The organism is Flavonifractor sp. An52 (assembly GCF_002159385.1).
In the GTDB taxonomy this organism is placed as follows: domain Bacteria; phylum Bacillota; class Clostridia; order Oscillospirales; family Oscillospiraceae; genus Flavonifractor; species Flavonifractor avicola.
The window spans coordinates 56626-75080 of record NZ_NFIB01000002.1 but is presented as its reverse complement, the minus strand read 5'-3'; the positions used below and the strand labels follow the sequence as shown (position 1 = coordinate 75080).

Sequence of the window (18455 nt, the reverse complement as noted above, 5' to 3'; positions counted from 1 at the left end):
GTTAAAAATGCCGCCGCACCCGGCCGGGCTGGTCAATGGTGTAACCCCCCAACTGTTCCAGCCGTTCCCGGAACGCCGGGCTTTGCAGCACCTCCAGCAGGGCCTCCACCGCCGGGGTGCCCCAGGCGTAGTCGGGGATGAGCAGGTCGTACTGCTCCACGCACACCGGCAGAAAATCCAGGTCATACAGCCGGGCGGCGGACAGAATGCCCATGCCGGCGTCGGCGGTGCCGGCGGCGATCTGGGCGGCCACCGAGGTGTGGGTCAGCTCCTCCCGGTCGTAGCCGTACACGGCGGCGGGGTCGATGCCCTCCTTCCGGCACAGGTAGTCGGCCAGAATACGGGTGCCCGAGCCCTTCTGCCGGTTGACGTACCGCAGGTTGGCAATGTCCCCAAAGCCCTTGATACCCAGAGGATTGCCTTTGGCCACCATCAGGCCCTGGGTGCGGCCCACGCACTCCACCTGATACACCCCTCCGTGGGGGAAATACTTCTCCAGATAGGAGGTGTTGTAGCTGCCGTCGGCCTCGTCCAGCAGGTGGCACCCCGCCCCGTGGGCCTCCCCCCGGCGGAGGGCCATAATGCCCCCCATGGAGCCCACATGGGTGGAGCTCATGTATAGGTGGGGGTAAGTCTGGTGGAGCAGGTCGGCCACCTCGTCCAGCAGGGGGTCGTGGCTGCCCATCATCACCAGGGTGTGCTCCAACTCCTCCCGGGGCCGCAGGAGAGAGACGGTGACCCTCTCCCCCGCCTCCAGGCCCTCCTTGCCCTGGGGGATGTCCAGGATGCCGTCGGCCTTCAGGAAGGAGGACACCACCCCGGCCCCCCGGGCCAGCGGGGAGGCCACCAGCTTGTCCCCCACCCGGCCCAGCCGTACCCGGACGAACTCCCGGTATTTCAGCCCGGACACCACCCGCCGGGCCAGCACCGCCTCCGCCTGTTCCCGGGCGGGGGCTTTCTTGCCGGTCCAGTGTTCGATGAGGGGGCGGAGCAGGTGCTCCAGCACCAAAATGCCGCTGACCGGATAGCCGGGCACCCCCAGCACGGGCACCGGACCTCTCCGGCCCAGAATGGCGGGCTTGCCGGGGCGGATGGCCAGCCCGTGGCACAGCACCTCCCCCACCGTGCCGATGACGGCGGCGGAGTAGTCCTCCCGGCCCGCCGACGACCCGGCGTTAAGCACCACCAGGTCGCACTCCTCTGCGGCCCTGGTGAGGGCGGCGGTGAGGTCGGCCCTGTTGTCCTTCACGATGGGGTAGGTCCTGGCCGTCCCGCCCCACTCCCCAATCATAGCGGAGAAGATGGAGGAGTTGAACTCCAGCACGTCCCCGGGCTGGGGGTGATCGGTGGGAGGCACCACCTCGTCCCCGGTGGGGATGATCCCCACCACCGGGCGGGTAAACACCTCCACTGCCAGCACGCCACCGGCGATCATGGCCCCGATGGCGGCCGGGGTAATGGAGGTATGGGCGGGGAGGAGCATCTCCCCGGCGCACACGTCCTCCCCGATCTGCCGGATGTGCTGCCAGGGGGCGGCGGCCTCATGGAGGACGGCCTTCTCCCCCTCCCACAGCACGTCCTCAATCATTACCACCGCGTCCTCCCCCTCGGGCAGGGGGTCACCGGTGTCCACCACGGTGAATTGCGTCGGCTCCAGGGTCACCGGCGTGGTCTCGGTGGCCCCGAAGGTGTCCGCCGCCGCCACGGCGATGCCGTCCATGGCGCAGGCGGGATAGTGGGGGGCGCACAGGGTAGCGTAGACCGCCCGGGCGGTCACCCGGCCTGCCGATTGGGCCACCGGCACCGTCTCGGTTTTGGGCTGAAATCCCCCCTCCGCCAGCCAGGCGGGGTAGCGCTCCTCCGCCTGCTCCAGGGGGAGGTTGGTCAGATAAGTAAAGGGCATAAAAACGCCTCCTGATATAAAACTACCCGAAGAGGGACACCTCTACAGATTCCCCCGCCGGGATGCCCTCCCGGTCCCGGGGGACGCAGAAGAAGCCGTCCGCCCCGGCCAGGGTGGTAATGAGCCCCGACTTGCCCCAGATGGGCACGGCCCACAGCCCGTCGGGCTTCTCCTCCAGAGTGACGCCGGTGTACTGGGCCCTGCCGTGGTTGGCGGGGACGGTCTGGGCCAGACGTGCCGACACCGTCCGCTCCACCCAGGTCCGCCCCTCCAGCCGGGCCAGCAGTGGGATGAGGAAGAGCTTTGCGGTAAACAGGGCGGCCACCGGGTGGCCGGGCAGGCCCAGGATGGGCTTGCCCTCCGCCTTTCCCAGCAGGGTGGGCTTGCCCGGCTTCATAGCCACCCCGTGGCACAGCACATCACCCAGCGCTGCCATCACCCGGCAGGCGGCGTCTTTCTCCCCCACCGAGCTGCCTCCCGACAGCACCACGCAGTCACATTTCTCCAGAGCTCCCTCCACCGCTTTCTTTAGCAGTTCCTCCCGGTCGGGGACAATGCCCAGGGGCACCGCTTCCGCCCCCGCCTGGGCCAGCAGAGCGGCCACCAGGGGGCCGTTCACGTCCCGCACCTGTCCGGGGCCGGGGTCCTGCTCCGGGGGCACCAGCTCGTCCCCGGTGGAGATCAGGCCCACCCGTAGTTTGGGGACTACCGGCACCTGAGTCACCCCCAGGGCCGCCAAAGCCCCCACGTCCTGGGGCTCCAGCCTGCGGCCCTTCCGCAGCACCAGGTCCCCCGGCTTCACGTCGTCCCCTTTAAAAATCAGGTTGGCCCCCGGGGGAACGCTTTTCACAATGCCAATCTCCCCGCCGCCGTAGTCCTCGGTGTGCTCCACCATCTGGACGGCGTCGGCGCCTTCCGGCAGGGCCCCACCGGTGGGGATGGCGGCGCACTCATAGGGGCCCACGGCAAAGGCGGGCTCCTTCCCCATCTCCACCGCCCCGGTGCAGGTGAGCAGGGCGGGGATGGACTCACTGCACCCGAAGGTGTCCGCCCCCCGCAGGGCGTAGCCGTCCACGGTGGAGCGGTCAAACCCGGGCACATATTCTTCAGCCAGAATATCCTGGGCCAGCACCCGGCCCAGAGCACAGTCCAGCCCCACGGTTTCCGGAGGCCGGTCCAGAGGGCCGAAAATATTTGCAATCCGTGTCAAAAGTTCCTCAGGGGTCATGACGGTGAGCATGGTCCCCCTCCTTTCCCACCCCGAAAAAGTCCAGGGCGAAGGCTTGAAATTCCAGCCCCACAGGGCTGAGATGTTTTTCCCGCTTGAAGCACAGCATCAGGGGCCGGGCAAACCGGCCGCTGGCCAGCCGGGCCAGGGCAATGCGGGAGTCCGCCCGGTAGGGGGCGGCGGCCCCCTCGGGCACAAAGCCCAGGGCCAGTCCGGCGGCCACCACCTGCCTGTGGCCTTCCCGGTCGTTGACCAGACAGCGGGTGGCCGGATGGAGATTGAGCCCGGCGCACAGGTAGTAGGGCTCCTCCAGCCAGTGGCCGGGGCTGCTGAGAAAGACCATGGGCTGGCCCTCCAGGGCCTTCAAATCCACCGGCTCCCGGCGGGCCAGAGGGTGGTGGGCAGGCAGGGCCAGCAGGTAGCGCTCGCTGCCCAGGGGGTAGCCCCGGAACTTCTCATACCGGCTGTCGTCGGGACAGAGCAGCATATCGTATTTGTTGATGTCGGGGACCTCCAGCTCCTCAATGCGGCAGTCCAGCTGGAACTCCACCCCTGGCCGGGTATCGGCAAAGGCGGCCAGACAGGCGGCCACCTTCTCCTCTCCGCCGCAGCACCCCACCGACAGCCGCTTCACCGGCCCGGCGGACAGCTCCCCCAGCTCCAGCAGGGTGTCGTCCAGGTCCCGGAGCATGGCCCGGGCGCTCTCCAGAAACCGGCGGCCCGGCTCGTTGAGCAGGATACGCTTGCCGGAGCGGGTAAACAGCGGGGTGCCCAGCTCCTCCTCCAGCCGGGCGATGCTGCGGGACAGGGAGGGCTGGCTGAGGTGGAGGGCCTCCGCCGCCTTGGACAGGTTTTGCAGCTGGGCGGCGGTGACGAAATATCGGATCTGGGCGATCTGCAAGCTGCTCCCTCCTTATAGCCAAAAGGTATATGCGGGGGTGGGCCGCCAATCCCCGGCGGCAACAGGCTCCCGCCTTACAGGGGCAATTCCTTACCCCGGTTTTGATGGCAGAACGTACAGTTTAGCTGTGTTTATTATAAGGCCCTTTATGCACAAAAGCAATATGAATTCCCAGTCCTTCCCTTTACTTCCCGCCCCCGTGCTCCTACACTAAAATTAGGAGTTCAAATTCTGTTTCAAAAGGAGGTGTGCCTCCGTTCCCGCCGGGAATGGGAGGAAAGGGATGAAACAACTCGTTGTCAAGCCGGAGAAATGCATCGGCTGCCGCACCTGCGAGCTGGTGTGCTCCTTCGGCCACTACCAGCAGTTCAACCCCCGCCTGGCCAACATCACCGTGCTGGAGTATGAGGCCGCCACTCTGGCGGTGCCGGTGGTGTGCCAGCAGTGCGAGGACGCCAGCTGTATGAAGGTGTGCCCGGTAAAGGCCATCCGCCGGGACGAAAACGGGGCCTGCGTCATCAACTACGACAAGTGCATCGGCTGCAAGATGTGCCGCAGCGCCTGTCCCCTGGGCAATATGTCCTATTCCACCATCGTGAAGAAGGTATTCAAATGCGACCTGTGCGGCGGGGACCCCAAGTGCGTCAAGTACTGCCCCGGCGGGGCCCTGAGCTTTGAGGACCCGGACGCGCGGGACGTACGAAAAAAATTGACGGCGGACAAGATTGTGGCCGCCATGGGAACGGAGGGGTGAGCCATGGGAAACGGATATACCGGCACGATTTTACGCATTGATCTGGCGGCGGGGTCCATCCGCAGGGAGCCCCTGAACCAGAAGAACGCCCAGGAGTATGTGGGAGCCCGTGGTCTGGGCACCAAGTATTACTGCGACGAGTGCGACCCCAACTGCGACCCTCTGGGGCCGGACAACAAGCTGATCTTCATGACCGGCCCTCTGACGGGCACCTGCGCCACCTCCTCCGGCCGGTACAACGCGGTGGCCAAGTCCCCCCTGACGGGCACCATCGGGGCGGCCAACTCCGGCGGCCACTTCGGCCCTGAGCTGAAATACGCCGGGTACGACGGTATCATCTTTGAGAATTGCTCGGAGAAGCCGGTGTACCTCTACATCAACGACGGCACGGTGGAGCTGCGGGACGCCTCCCACCTGTGGGGCAAGGACGTGTTCGAGACCACCGACCTGCTGCGGGAGGAGCTGGGGGACGAGTTCCGCATCGCCTGCATCGCCCCCGCCGGGGAGACCGGCTGCCTCTTCTCCGCCATCATGAACGACAAGCACCGGGCGGCGGGCCGGGGCGGCATGGGCACGGTGATGGGCTCCAAGAAGCTGAAAGCCATCGCCGTCCGGGGCACCGGCTCGGTGACGGTGGCCCGGCCCGAAACCTTCTTTGAGGCCTGCGTGGACGCCCGGACCAAGCTGAAGGCCCACCCGGTCACCGGGGCCGGCCTGTCGGCCTACGGCACCCAGATCCTGGTGAACATCGTCAACGCCACCGGCGGCCTGCCCCTGCGCAACGGCCGGGACGGCTCGGTGTATGATCTGGCCGACGACATCTCCGGCGAGACCCTGGCCGCCAAGTACCTGCTGCGGAACAAGGGCTGCTTCGGCTGCTCCATCGGCTGCGGCCGGGCGGTGGAAATCAAGGAGGGCCCCTTCGCCTCCAAGGGCGAGGGTCCCGAGTACGAGGCGGGCTGGTCCTTCGGCGCCGACTGCGGCATCAACGATCTGGCGGCGGTGTGCGACGCCAACTTCCTGTGCAATCAGTACGGCATCGACCCCATCACCATGGGAGCCACCGTGGCCTGTGCCATGGAGCTCTTTGAGATGGGAGCCATCCCCGAGTCCGACATCGGCTTCCCCCTCCGCTTCGGCGACGCGGCGGCCATGGTGAAGGCGGTGGAGATGACCTGCAAGGGGGAGGGCTTCGGCAAGATCATGGGCCTGGGCTCCTACCGCATGGCGGAACAATACGGCCATCCCGAGCTGTCCATGTCGGTGAAGAAGCAGGAGATGCCCGCCTATGACGGCCGGGCCATCCAGGGCATCGGCCTGGAGTACGCCACCTCCAACCGGGGCGGCTGCCACGTCCGGGGCTACATGATCTCCCCCGAGGTGCTGGGCATCCCCATGAAGATGGACCCCCTGGTCACCGAGGGCAAGGCGGGTCTGCTGAAAACCTTCCAGGACCTCACCGCCCTGGTGGACGCCACCGGCATCTGCCTGTTCACCACCTTCGGCATCGGCCTGCCCGAGGTGGCCGCCCAGTACCGGGAGGCGGTGGGCAGCGACGAGAGCGACGAGGAGATCCTGCTGAAAGGTGAGCGGATCTGGAACCTGGAGAAGCAGTTCAACATTGCCGCCGGGGTGGAGAAGGACACCCTGCCTCCCCGGCTGCTGCGGGAGAAGCTGCCCGAGGGCCCGGCGGCGGGCAAGGTCAACGACCTGTACACCATGCTGGCGGAGTATTACGCCGCCCGTGGCTGGACGGCGGAGGGCATCCCCACCCCGGAGAAGCTGGCCTCCCTCAACCTGAAATAAGCCCATGACGGTGAAATTCTTTGCCTATCTGCGGGAAAAGGAGTTTGCCGGGACCAAGGAGCTGGTCCTCTCCCCGCCCCCCACCGTGGGGGCGCTGGGGGAGGACCTGTCCCGGCGTTTTGGCCCCCGGTTCCGGGGGGAGTTTTTCTCCCCCGCCAGGGACGCACTGGGGGAAAAAATCATCGTGCTGGTCAACGGCCGCCGGGTGGAGTTTCTCTCCGGCCTGGACACCCCGCTGAAAGACAGCGACACGGTGCAGATCTTCCCGGTGGTGGCCGGGGGCTGAGCCCCCGCTCCCCCGCCAAACCCAAAAAAGGCGGTGAAACCCATATGGATATCCCCATGGAGGACATTCAGGCCATCTTACAGGCCTATCCCCCGGAGCAGCGGTTCAGCCTGGCCATGCTCCAGGATATGCAGCATAAATTCAACTACATCCCCCGGGAGGGCATGGAGGCCCTGGCGGCCTATCTGGGCTGCCCCCTGTCCTCCCTGTACGCCATGGCCACCTTCTACAAGGCCCTGAGCCTCAAGCCCAAGGGCAGGCACATCATCAAGCTGTGCGACGGCACCGCCTGCCACATCCGTGGCTCCACCACCCTGCTGGACGGGGTGCGGCGGCTGCTGGGCATCGACGCCGGGGAGACCTCGGAGGACGGGCAGTTCTCCCTGGAGCTGGTAAACTGCCTGGGCTCCTGCGCCCTGGCCCCGGTGATGGTCATTGACGAAACCTATTACGGCAAGGTGAAGCTGGAGAAACTCCCCGGCATCCTGGCGCAATATCAGGAGGTGCGTTCCTCATGAGCAAGACCGTCCTGGTGTGCTGCGGCACCGGCTGCCTGGCCAACGGCAGCGCCAAGGTGGCCGCCGAATTCCACCGCCTGCTGGAGGGCTCAGACCACGCCGTGGCGTGGCTGGTAAAGGAGACCGGCTGCAACGGCTTTTGTGAGAACGGACCTCTGGTCAAAATCGACCCGGATGATATCACCTACTACAAAGTCCAGGTAAAGGACGTCCCCGAGATCGTGGAAAAGACCGTCCTGGGCGGTGAGACGGTGGACCGCCTCCTCTACAAAAACGACCAGGGCCAGCGGGTGCGCAGCCAGCGGGAAAACCCCTTCTACGCCCCCCAGCACAAAATCGCCCTGCGCAACATTGGCGCCATCTCCCCCACCAGTGTGGAGGACTATGTGGCCCACGGTGGCTATCAGGCGCTGCGCAAGGCTCTCACCATGACCCCGGAAGAGATTCTGGACCAGATGGACCGCTCCGGCCTGCGGGGCCGGGGGGGCGCGGGCTTCCCCACCGGCCGGAAGTGGCGCACTGCCGCCGGATACCACAAATTCCCCAAATATGTAGCCTGCAACGGCGACGAGGGCGACCCCGGCGCTTTTATGGACCGCTCCATTCTGGAGGGGGACCCCCACAGCGTGCTGGAGGGTATGGCCATCTGTGCCCTGGCCATCGGCGCGGAGGAGGGCTTCCTCTATATCCGGGACGAGTACGCTCTGGCGGTGAAAAATGTGCGGGAGGCCATCGCCCAGGCCCAGGCCTACGGCGCACTGGGTGATCACATTCTGGGATCTGACAAGAAATTAGAACTCTCCGTTGTCAGAGGCGGCGGCGCTTTCGTGTGCGGCGAGTCCACGGCGCTGATGGCCTCGGTGGAGGGCCGGGTGGGCGAACCCCGGGCCAAATATATTCGCTCAGTGCAGCGGGGCCTGTGGAACCAGCCCACCGTCCTCAACAACGTGGAGACTCTGGCCAATGTTCCGGTGATCCTCTCCGGCGGCGGCGACGCCTTCGCCCAAATGGGTACCGAGGGCTCCAAGGGCACCAAGGTATTCGCCCTGGTGGGCAAGGTGAAGCGCACCGGCCTGGTGGAGGTACCCATGGGGGTCACCCTGCGGCACCTGATCTACGATATTGGCGGCGGCATCCAGGGAGACCGGCCCTTCAAGGCGGTGCAGACCGGCGGCCCCTCCGGCGGATGTATCCCGGCAGAGCTGCTGGACCTGCCGGTGGACTTCGACACCCTGAAAAGCCGCGGAGCCATGATGGGCTCCGGCGGCATGATCGTCATGGATGACCGCAGCTGCATGGTGGAAGTGGCCCGGTATTATATCAAGTTCCTCTCGGAGGAGTCCTGCGGCAAGTGTACCCCCTGCCGGGAGGGATTGCGGCATATGCTCCGGCTCCTTACCGATATCTGTGAGGGCCGGGGACAGCTCAGCGACCTGGATCTGCTGGAGCAGCTATGCGAGACCCTGGAGGGCAGCGCCCTGTGCGCCCTGGGCAAATCGGCCCCCAACCCGGTGCTCACCACCCTGAAGTATTTCCGGCAGGAGTACGAGGCCCACATCCTGGAGCACCGCTGTCCCGCCGGCGTGTGCCCCGCCCTCACCAGCTTTGCCATTGAGAAAGACAAGTGCGTGGGCTGCGGGGCCTGTAACCGGGCCTGCCCCGCCGGGGCCATCTCCGGCGGCGTGAAGGAGCCCCATGTCATTGACCCCGCCCGGTGCATCGCCTGCGGCTCCTGCCGGGAGGCCTGCAAGTTCGGCGCGGTGGAGACGAAAGGCAAGGTGGCGGGATGATCATTACCATAGACGGAAAGCAGTGCAGCTGTGAGAAGGGGGAATTTCTCCTCCAGGTGGCCCGGCGCAACGGCATCTACATCCCCACCCTGTGCCACCACGAGGCCCTGCCCGGGCAGGGCTGCTGCCGGGTGTGCATCGTGGAGGTGGACGAGGGCAGGGGCCCCAAGATCGTGGTGTCCTGCGTCTACCCGGTGGAGCGGGAATGTACCGTCTCCACAAACAGCCACAAGGTCCGCCGCCAGCGGGGGATGATTCTGTCCCTCCTCCACAAGCGGGCCCCGGACAGCGAACTGATTGCCCAGATGTGTACCCACTACGGCGCGCCCCCGCTGGAGCGCCTCAAGCCGGTGGACAGCGGCAAGTGCATCCTGTGCGGGCTGTGCGCCCGGGCCTGCGCCGAGCTGAGCGTGGGGGCCATCTCTACGGTCAACCGTGGAGTCACCAAGGAGGTAGCCACCCCCTACCACGACCCCAGCCCGGTGTGCGTGGGCTGCGGCTCCTGCGCCAGCGTGTGCCCCACCGACGCCATCCCCCTCACCGAGACGGCGGACACCCGCACCATCTGGGGCAAAACCTTTACCCTGGTGCGTTGCGCCCAGTGCGGCGCGGTGATCGGCACGGCGGAGGAGCTGGCCCTGGCCGCCCAAAAGGCGGGCGAGGAGCCGGAGAAGCTGTGTGAGCGCTGCCGGAAGGCCGCCCTGGCCCAGGTGCTGGCCCACACCTACGGAGACCAATAACAGCACAAAAAAGCCCGGCGCGTCGTATGACGCGCCGGGCTTTTTATGTTTGATGATCTTACCCCAGGTAGGCCAGGGGGTTGACGGCAGTGCCGTTGATCTGTATCTCAAAGTGGCAGTGGTTGCCGGTGGACCGGCCGGTGGAACCCACACGGGCGATGGGCTGGCCCTGGTACACCTTGTCGCCGGTGGAAACCAGCAGGCTGGAGCAGTGGGCGTACAGGGTGCGCTTGCCGTTGCCGTGGTCGATGACCACATAGTTGCCGTAGCTCCAGTAGCTGCCGGTACCGGTGCCGGACCACACCACGGTGCCGCCGTCGGCGGCCTTGATGGTGGTGCCGTAGGAGGTGGCGATGTCCAGACCGCTGTGGTAGCTGTAGGAGCCGAAGATGGAGCGGTAACCAAAGCTGGAGGTGATGTTGCCGTACACCGGCCAGATGTAAGTGCCGGTAGGCAGCCAGGAGGGCCGCACCTTGGTGCCCACCGCGATGACCTTGTTGGTGGCCTCACGGGTGACCTGGGTCTCCAGCACCGTGCGCTCCTGCTCCACGCCGTTGAGGTAGGACACATCGGCGGTGACCACCTGCTCGCCGGGCACGCCGGCGTCCAGTACCTTGGACTCACCCTGGTACATGGAGTCATCCTCCACTTCCACCACAGGGCAGGCAATCTCCTCGGTGTAGATCACGTGATCCACCGTCTTAACGGACAGGAAGGGGATCTCTTCCTTCACGTTGACGATCTGACCGATGTAAATGCGGCTGCTGTCCACACCGGGGTTGAGGGCCTCCAGCTCGGACAGGGTCATGCCGTTGGCCACGGCGATGTCCACAAAGGTATCGCCCTGCTGCACCTCATAGGTGGTCTGGCCGTTCTGATTGGCGGTGAGGGCGGCCACCATGGCGTCGGCATCCTGGTTGACGTCGGAGGCGGTGTACTCGTGGGTGATGTACACGCCGGAGGTAAACTCGGCGGAGATGGTGTTCTCATTGATATAGGGGGCCTTCACCTGGTCCAGAACGATATCCAGAGTCTCACGGTCCTGGGCGGCGCCGATAAACTGGCCGTTGACGGTGAGCACATAGTTCTTCATCACGTCGCCGATCTGATCGAAGAGATAGGTCTCAAACTCAGCGGCGGGGGTAATGTTCTCCTGCTCAACCAGGGCGAAGGAGTAGGCAATATCACCGTCCAGAGTGTAGTCATATCCCAGGATCTGCGTGGCCCGGGCCTCTACCCGATCCACCGCGTCCTCAAAGACCTGAGGAGAGGTGACGGTGCCCAGAGCCACGCCGTTCATCTCCACCACATAGGCGGGGGTGTAAACGGAGGTGACCACAGCGGCCACGCCCACAACGGCGGCCACAGCCAGGAAGTGGAACGGGCTGACAATGCGGCCGCCGCCGGCAGTGGCGGCGTCGGCCCAGTGCTGGAACCGCTTGGCGCCAACGCGGATCGCGCCGCCGGCAGCCTGAGCCTTGGCCCGCAGCCGGGCGGTCAGACTCTCAGTCTCCCGTTCCTGTGGAATATGAAGGATCTCGTCCATGGGGGGATTCCCCTCCTATATCGTGGAATATCAATGAGTCTGTATCCGGACTGTATCCGATCGGTAACAGCCGGAAACGAAAAGGTTACAAATGGTTACAGTCGTAATGATACACGCATCTGATCCAAAAGTCAAGGCTTTCCGGGAAAAGCGAACAGTTTCTCTCCCTGTGGAGAAAGGAATTTTCACACCACGACATCTGGTGGATAGGACAAAAAAGGAACCGCCCCACCCCCAAGACCGGCGGTTTTCCGCCCCTGTCCGCCAAACTTTTTTGTCAATTTGCCGGAAGCCTTCCATATATAAAAAACCGGAGCACCCTGACGAGTGCTCCGGTTTCCGTAAGTAACTGATTAAGCCAGCGCAGCAGTGATAATAGCCATAGAATAGACTTCCTGGGCGTTGCAGCCGCGGGACAGGTCGTTGATGGGGGCGTTCAGGCCCAGCAGCACGGGGCCGTAGGCATCGAAGCCGCCCAGACGCTGGGCGATCTTGTAGCCGATGTTGCCGGCGTTGATGTTGGGGAAGATAAAGGTGTTGGCCTGACCGGCGACCTTGGAGTCCTTGCACTTGGTCTCAGCCACCTTGGGGGACACGGCGGCGTCGAACTGCAGCTCGCCGTCCACGGCGAAGTCGGGGTTGGTGGCCATCACCTTCTCGTAGGCGTGGCGCATCTTGTCCACGGTCTCGCCCTTGCCGGAGCCCTTGGTGGAGTAGCTCAGCATGGCCACCTTGGGGTCGATGCCGAAGGTGCGGGCGCAGTGGGCCACCTCGGTGGTGATCTCCACCAGGTCGTCCTCGGTGGGGTCAATGTTGATGGCACAGTCGCCCATGGCCAGCACGGTGTTCTCGCCCACGCCCTCACGGACCAGGATGAAGCAGGAGGACACGATCTTGTTGCCGGGCTTGGTCTTGATCAGCTGCAGGGCGGGACGGACGGTGTCGGCGGTGGAGTAGGTAGCGCCGCCCAGCAGGCAGTCGGCCACGCCCATCTTCACCAGCATGGTGCCGAAGTAGTTGCCCTTCTTCAGAGCAGCGCGGCACTCGTCGGCAGTCATCTTGCCCTTACGCAGCTCCACCATGGCGTCCACCAGCTTATCCATCTCGGGATAGGTGGCGGGGTCAATGATCTCGGCGCCCCGGATGTTGTAGCCGGCCTCCTCGGCGGCGGCGTGAACCGCCTCCTCGTTACCGATGAGCACGGGAGTCAGGAAGGTACCGGCCAGCAGACGGGCGCTGGCCTCCAGGATACGGGGGTCGGTACCCTCGGTGAAAATGATCTTCTTGGGGCTCTTCTTCAGAGTGTCAATCAGGGTCTGAAACATATGAATAGCCATGGGAATCTCCTCCATTTCAAAGTTCCGTACTTTTGCCAAATACTTGGCGGTATAGCTATTATACACCTGCTCTCAGGACAATCACAAGGACCAGTACGAAAAAATATTGTGGAAAAATTCGCTTTACTTTTGGTATTTTTGCAATTATACTATACACACTGTTTTTTAGGAGAGGTGTGCTATGACTTCTGATTTTTCCCGCTGCCTGTCTCTGCTGCGGCAGGAGAAGGGCGCGTCTCAGCGGGCGGTGGCCAAGGACCTGGGCATCAGCCAGGCGCTGCTGTCCCACTATGAAAACGGCGTCCGGGAGCCCGGCCTGGCCTTCGTCATCAAGGCCTGCAACTACTATAACGTATCCGCCGACTTCCTGCTGGGCCGGACCCTGAGCCGGGACGGCACCACCATCGCCGCCGAGGAGCTGTACGACTACTCCACCGAGAAGGACAACGTGCTCCACGGCTCCATCCTGGCCACCCTGAACAAGAAGCTGCTGGTCAACTCCACCGGCGTGCTCTTCGACCTGCTGGGCAAGACCGGCAAGAAGGAGGCCATCAACGCCGCCGCCGACTATTTGGGCACCGCCATCTACAAGCTGTTCCGCCACCTCTACCGGGCGGACGGCACCCAGAACGAAGACTTTTTCTCCGTTCCCGCCCGGCAGTTCACCGCCGGGGTGCCCTTTGCCGACATGATCTGCGCCGAGGCCGACTACACCGAGGCCCTGGCCGCCCACGCCAAGGACAAGGGCGCCTTCCCTCCCATGAACAACGACGCCCTGATGGAGAACTATCCCGGCCTGTACCAGTCCCTGCTCCAGATCATCCACAATACCGGCGAACGTATCAACCGCCGGACGGCAGAGCGCCGGGAGAAGTAACAGACCTTCCCCCCACCCCATCACCAAAATCACATCATTACGGGAGGTATGACCTCGTCCTCCCAAACTCCATATCCTTCGCTTTCCCCTGACGGGCAAAGCTCACTCATTCCGTTGCTCGTCCTCTCCAAATCAAACCCGCTGCGCTGGGCTTTGATTTGGTTCATCCCCCAACTGGAGGTTTGTCTATGACTGATCAATCCAAGATTCGTAACTTCTCGATCATTGCTCACATCGACCACGGCAAGTCCACCCTGTCCGACCGGCTGATCGAGCAGTGCAACGCCGTCACCGCCCGGGAGATGGAGTCCCAGCTGCTGGACAACATGGACCTGGAGAAGGAGCGGGGCATCACCATCAAGGCCCGGGCCGTCAAGCTCAACTACGCCGCCGAGGACGGCAACACCTACGAGCTCAACCTCATCGACACCCCCGGCCATGTGGACTTCAACTACGAGGTGTCCCGGTCCCTGGCCGCCTGCGAGGGCGCCATTCTGGTGGTGGACGCCGCCCAGGGCATTGAGGCCCAGACCCTGGCCAACACCTACCTGGCCATGGAGCACGACCTGGAGATCCTGCCGGTGGTCAACAAGATCGACCTGCCCGCCGCCGACCCCCAGCGGGTGAAGGACGAGATCGAGAATATCATCGGCATCCCCGCCCAGGACGCCCCCGAGATCTCCGCCAAGGTGGGCATCAACATCCCCGCCGTGCTGGAGGACATCGTGAAGAATGTCCCCGCCCCCAAGGGGGACCCCAATGCCCCCCTGAAGGCCCTCATCTTTGACAGCCAGTACGACGCCTACCGGGGCGTCATCGTCTACTTCCGGGTGATGGAAGGCACCATCAAGACCGGCATGAACGTGAAGCTGATGGCCTCCGGCGCCACTTATCAGGTGCTGGAGTGCGGTCACCTGCTCCCCCTGGGCATGGAGAGCTGCAAAGAGCTCATCGCCGGCGAGGTGGGCTACTTCACCGCCTCCATCAAGAACGTGAAGGACACCCAGGTGGGCGACACCATCACCGGCGCCGATTCTCCCGCCAACCAGCCTCTGCCCGGCTACCGCCCCGCCCGGGCCATGGTGTACTGCGGCATCTACACCGAGGACGGCTCCAAGTACCCCGACCTGCGGGACGCCCTGGAGAAGCTCCAGCTCAACGACGCCTCCCTGTCCTTCGAGCCGGAATCCTCCGTGGCTCTGGGCTTCGGCTTCCGCTGCGGCTTTTTGGGGATGCTCCATATGGAGATCATCCAGGAGCGGCTGGAGCGGGAGTTTGACCTGGACCTGATTACCACCCTGCCCTCCGTCATTTACCGCATCACCAGGACCGACGGCACCGTGGTCATGGTGGATAACCCCCACAACTACCCCGATCCCGCCGTCATTGAAATGGCGGAGGAGCCCTACGCCAAGGTGTCCATCGTCTCGCCCCCCGACTATGTGGGCAACATCATGCCCATGTGCCAGGAGCGCCGGGGCGAGTATAAGGATATGCAGTATCTGGACACCAATCTGGTGGAGCTCCACTACTCCATGCCTCTGGGCGAGATCATCTACGATTTCTTTGACACCCTGAAGGCCCGTACCAAGGGCTATGCCTCTCTGGACTATGAGATGGACCGCTACGAGCCCTCCGAGCTGGTGAAGGTGGATATGCTCCTTAACGGCGACCAGGTGGACGCCCTCTCCTTCATCGCCCACAAGGACAAGGCCTATCCCCGTGCCCGCCGTCTGTGCGAGAAGCTGAAGGAGAACATTCCCCGTCAGCTCTTTGAGGTCCCGGTCCAGGCCGCCATCGGCGGCAAGGTCATTGCCCGGGAAACCGTGAAGGCCATGCGCAAGGACGTGCTGGCCAAGTGCTACGGCGGCGACATCACCCGTAAGAAGAAGCTGCTGGAAAAGCAGAAAGAGGGCAAGAAGAAGATGCGCTCTCTGGGTACGGTGCAAATTCCCACAGAGGCGTTCATGGCTGTGCTTAAGCTGGACGAGGAGTAAACGGAAAGCATCTTCTTGTTGCCCTCCGGGGCCCCGCAAGGCGGGGCGGCGCTGTGCGCCGTACAAGCGTTTTGGGGCAACGTCCCAAAACCTTGGCGCAGGCGGAATTCACTTCCGCCGAGCATATGAAATAAAATGGGGTCCCCACAAAGAGCAAACTCTTTGTGGGGCGGGCAAGAAGAAGATGCGGAGCCTTGGTACGGTTCAAATCCCGACAGAGGCGTTTATGGCCGTGCTTAAATTGGACGAAGAATAAGGCAAAAGACCTGCTGCATGATTGCAGCAGGTCTTTTTTGTATCCGCCTCCTCAGCTGAGGAACAGCTCCACATCCTCCACCGTCAGGCCGGTCTGGAGGGCCAGGTTGATGCCGAACCCCACCACCTTGGCCAGGTCGGTGACCCGGGCGTCAATGTCCCTGGGGGTGACCATCAGCCCCTCCCCCGCCCCCCGGAGGGCCTGGGGGTCCAGATGGGCCTGGCCCGCCTCAGCCAGCAGGTCGGCGGCCAGGGTGGCCCCATCCACCACCGTGGGCACCCCCACGGCAATGACGGGCACCCCCAGGCTGGCCCGGTCCAGAGCCGCCCGGGCGTTGCCCACCCCGGAGCCGGGGGTGATGCCGGTGTCGGCCAGCTGGACGGTGGTACACACCCGGCTCAGGCTGCGGGAGGCCAGGGCGTCCACCGCGATGACGCAGGAGGGGCGGATCTTTTCGGTCACCGCCCGCACCAGCTCCCCGCTCTCCACGCCGGTGGTGCCCAGCACTCCCGCCGCCAGAGCGGCCACCGGCCGAAAGGAGCCGAAGTGCTCCGGCACCTGCTCCACCAGATGGCGGGTGACCATGGTGTGGTCGGCGGCAGCGGGGCCGATGTTGTCCGGGGTGATAGCCCGGTTGCCCAGCCCCACCACCAGGGCAGGGGCCCCTTCCGGCAGCTTGAGCAGGACTTTCAGCTCCGCCGCCACCGCCCGGGCCGCCCGGCCAAAGGCGTCCTCCTCCCGGCGGACCAGAGCGGACAGGTCCACCGTCACGTAGGTGCCCACCGGCTTGCCGATGGCTTTGGCCCCCCGGTCGTCCAGCACTTTGACTGTGGTCACCGGGTAGCCCTCCCGGGTGGATTCCTCCTGAGTCACGCCGGGCAGCTCCCCGGTATTTCCCCCCTCCCGCCACAGCTGGGCGGCCTCCAGCGCCAAATCCGTCCTTCTTTGTTCCATATGCGTCCTCCTGTACACCCCAAGATATGGTGTTTTGTATGCTGCTTGCCTCTATTTTTTGCGGAGAGCGGCCCCATATACAAAAAAAGTGAAAAAACCTAAAAAAAACTGTTGCAATTTCTCTTGCTTCCTGCTAGAATGTAAAAATGCACAGGCAAACTATGTGTATTTACTATCGTCATCGGAGGAGGTGTTTGGTTTGCCGAATATTAAATCTGCCAAGAAGCGTGTCCTGGTGAACGAGACCAAGGCCATGCAGAACAAGGCCGCGAAGTCCGCTCTCAAGACCGACATCAAGAAGTTTGAGGCTGCGCTGGCTGAAGGCAACCGCAGCGAGGCCGAGGGCGCTTACAAGGTGGCCGTTAAGGCGGTCGACAAGGCCGTGGTTCATGGTCTGCTGCACCGGAACAACGCTGCGCACAAGAAGAGCGCCATGACCATCAAGCTGAACAAGCTGGCCTAATCTGTGGTCAACATGAAACCGCCTGCCATGCAGGCGGTTTTTTGCTGCCCAAACGGGACCGGCCGGTCTCTCCCCTTGCATTATTTTCCATTTTATGGTATATCTAAAAGGAACCTGTGTCCGGGAGGTGGGCCCATGCCCAAAGAGCTGCTGAAAAAGAAGCCGGTGAAATTTGCGCTGGAGATGGTGGACATTTATTTCTCCAAGCACATCTCCCGCTCGGCGGCGGAGCTGGCCTACTTTCTCATCCTGTCCTTTTTCCCCCTGCTCATCTGCATCAATGCTTTTATCAGCCTGCTGCCGGTGGATCTGGAGGAGGTGCTGGCTGCCGCCTCCCCCCTGCTGCCCAGGGCGGCCCGGGATATTCTGATGGAGTATGTGGGCTATATCACCACCAATCAGTCTCCCGGCCTGCTCATTGCAGGGGTTTTCATGACGGTGTTCTTTGCCTCGGCGGCCTTCCGGGCCCTGATGAACATTATGGAGGAGATCTATGGCCGTAAGGGCTACCGGGGCCTGCGGCAGGTGATCGCCAGCGTGCTCTTTGCCCTGCTGCTGCTGGTCACCATCTTCCTCTCTTTAGTGGTGCTTCTCACCGGCGGCTGGCTCTTCCAGGCGGCGGAGCGGCTGCTCCATCTGGATACCAACTCCCTGCCCTGGGACTGGCAGTGGATGCGCTTTCTGCTCCTCTTTCTGCTGGTGTTCCTCTTCGTGATGCTGGTGTACCGGGTAGCCGCACCCCAGGGTAAACCACGCCCGCCGGTGATGACCGGGGCCTTTCTGACCGCGGTGGTGCTCTCCATCTTTTCCATCCTGTTTTCCTGGTTCATCGGCCTGTCCTCCCGGTATTCCCTGGTGTACGGGTCCCTGGCCTCCATCATTATCATGCTGGTGTGGCTCTACCTGTGCGGCAATATCCTCATCATCGGCAACATCTTCAACTGCGTGTGGTACAAGCACAAAAAGCTGAAGCTGCTGAAAGATCTGAAAAAAGAAGAGAAATAAAAAGGGCCTGTTGCAAAATGTGCAGCTCGTACAAAGACCCGTCATTCCGAGAAAAACGGCCGCCCACCGGGCGGCCGTTTTTCGTGGGAATCCG

At 63.6% G+C, this 18455-nt stretch carries 16 protein-coding genes; 10 read left to right on the top strand and 6 right to left on the bottom strand.

Annotated elements, in window-relative coordinates:
* Window position 1: 1 nt before the first annotated feature.
* From B5G06_RS01155 to B5G06_RS01145, 3 genes are read right to left on the bottom strand one after another with little or no spacing between them, the layout of a single operon-like run.
* Window positions 2–1903, bottom strand: a complete 1902-nt coding sequence (locus B5G06_RS01155) for a molybdopterin biosynthesis protein (RefSeq protein ID WP_087187274.1) — start codon at window positions 1901–1903, stop codon at window positions 2–4.
* A 22-nt stretch (window positions 1904–1925) separates the two neighbouring features.
* Window positions 1926–3143, bottom strand: coding sequence for a molybdopterin molybdotransferase MoeA (gene glp / locus B5G06_RS01150; RefSeq protein WP_087187273.1), 1218 nt, complete (start codon window positions 3141–3143; stop codon window positions 1926–1928).
* Window positions 3121–4032 (bottom strand): LysR family transcriptional regulator, encoded by a 912-nt coding sequence (locus tag B5G06_RS01145; protein ID WP_087187342.1) that lies wholly within the window; start codon window positions 4030–4032, stop codon window positions 3121–3123. Before B5G06_RS01145 ends, glp begins: the two co-directional genes overlap by 23 nt.
* A gap of 283 nt (window positions 4033–4315) precedes the next feature.
* On the opposite strand from B5G06_RS01145, the gene B5G06_RS01140 reads away from it, so the two are divergent.
* The 6 genes from B5G06_RS01140 to B5G06_RS01115 are packed head-to-tail and all read left to right on the top strand — an operon-like array spanning window position 4316 to window position 9926.
* Window positions 4316–4786, top strand: coding sequence for a 4Fe-4S dicluster domain-containing protein (locus B5G06_RS01140; protein WP_087187272.1), 471 nt, complete (start codon window positions 4316–4318; stop codon window positions 4784–4786).
* Between the two features lie 3 nt (window positions 4787–4789).
* On the top strand, window positions 4790–6592 hold the full coding sequence (locus tag B5G06_RS01135; protein ID WP_087187271.1) for an aldehyde ferredoxin oxidoreductase family protein: 1803 nt from the start codon (window positions 4790–4792) through the stop codon (window positions 6590–6592).
* A gap of 4 nt (window positions 6593–6596) precedes the next feature.
* Entirely contained in the window at window positions 6597–6878 is a 282-nt protein-coding gene (locus tag B5G06_RS01130) for a MoaD/ThiS family protein (RefSeq protein WP_087187270.1), read from the top strand.
* A gap of 44 nt (window positions 6879–6922) precedes the next feature.
* Window positions 6923–7396: a complex I 24 kDa subunit family protein gene (locus B5G06_RS01125; protein ID WP_087187269.1), complete on the top strand. Its 474-nt coding sequence runs from the start codon at window positions 6923–6925 to the stop codon at window positions 7394–7396.
* Window positions 7393–9186, top strand: coding sequence for an NADH-quinone oxidoreductase subunit NuoF (locus tag B5G06_RS01120; RefSeq protein ID WP_087187268.1), 1794 nt, complete (start codon window positions 7393–7395; stop codon window positions 9184–9186). Before B5G06_RS01125 ends, B5G06_RS01120 begins: the two co-directional genes overlap by 4 nt.
* Window positions 9183–9926 carry a 2Fe-2S iron-sulfur cluster-binding protein gene (locus B5G06_RS01115; RefSeq protein ID WP_087187267.1) on the top strand — a complete coding sequence of 248 codons (744 nt, stop codon included), beginning with the start codon at window positions 9183–9185 and terminating at the stop codon, window positions 9924–9926. Before B5G06_RS01120 ends, B5G06_RS01115 begins: the two co-directional genes overlap by 4 nt.
* Window positions 9927–9984: 58 nt before the next feature.
* Here the strand turns inward: B5G06_RS01115 and B5G06_RS01110 are convergent, their stop codons facing one another.
* Window positions 9985–11472 (bottom strand): peptidoglycan DD-metalloendopeptidase family protein, encoded by a 1488-nt coding sequence (locus B5G06_RS01110; protein WP_087187266.1) that lies wholly within the window; start codon window positions 11470–11472, stop codon window positions 9985–9987.
* 353 nt (window positions 11473–11825) lie between these two features.
* A complete protein-coding gene (pta, locus tag B5G06_RS01105) occupies window positions 11826–12809 on the bottom strand; it encodes a phosphate acetyltransferase (protein WP_087187265.1) in 984 nt (327 codons plus the stop codon).
* A gap of 181 nt (window positions 12810–12990) precedes the next feature.
* On the opposite strand from pta, the gene B5G06_RS01100 reads away from it, so the two are divergent.
* On the top strand, window positions 12991–13686 hold the full coding sequence (locus B5G06_RS01100; protein WP_087187264.1) for a helix-turn-helix domain-containing protein: 696 nt from the start codon (window positions 12991–12993) through the stop codon (window positions 13684–13686).
* Window positions 13687–13874: 188 nt separating this feature from the next.
* Window positions 13875–15683, top strand: coding sequence for a translation elongation factor 4 (lepA, locus tag B5G06_RS01095; RefSeq protein ID WP_087187263.1), 1809 nt, complete (start codon window positions 13875–13877; stop codon window positions 15681–15683).
* 307 nt (window positions 15684–15990) lie between these two features.
* On the opposite strand, the gene gpr is transcribed toward lepA, so the two are convergent.
* Window positions 15991–16893, bottom strand: coding sequence for a GPR endopeptidase (gene gpr / locus B5G06_RS01090; protein ID WP_087187262.1), 903 nt, complete (start codon window positions 16891–16893; stop codon window positions 15991–15993).
* Between the two features lie 199 nt (window positions 16894–17092).
* Between gpr and rpsT the strand changes: the two genes are divergently transcribed.
* Both rpsT and B5G06_RS01080 read left to right on the top strand, forming a co-directional pair.
* Window positions 17093–17356 carry a 30S ribosomal protein S20 gene (gene rpsT, locus B5G06_RS01085; RefSeq protein WP_087187261.1) on the top strand — a complete coding sequence of 88 codons (264 nt, stop codon included), beginning with the start codon at window positions 17093–17095 and terminating at the stop codon, window positions 17354–17356.
* Between the two features lie 135 nt (window positions 17357–17491).
* A complete protein-coding gene (locus B5G06_RS01080; RefSeq protein WP_087187260.1) occupies window positions 17492–18361 on the top strand; it encodes a YihY/virulence factor BrkB family protein in 870 nt (289 codons plus the stop codon).
* Window positions 18362–18455 lie beyond the last annotated feature (94 nt).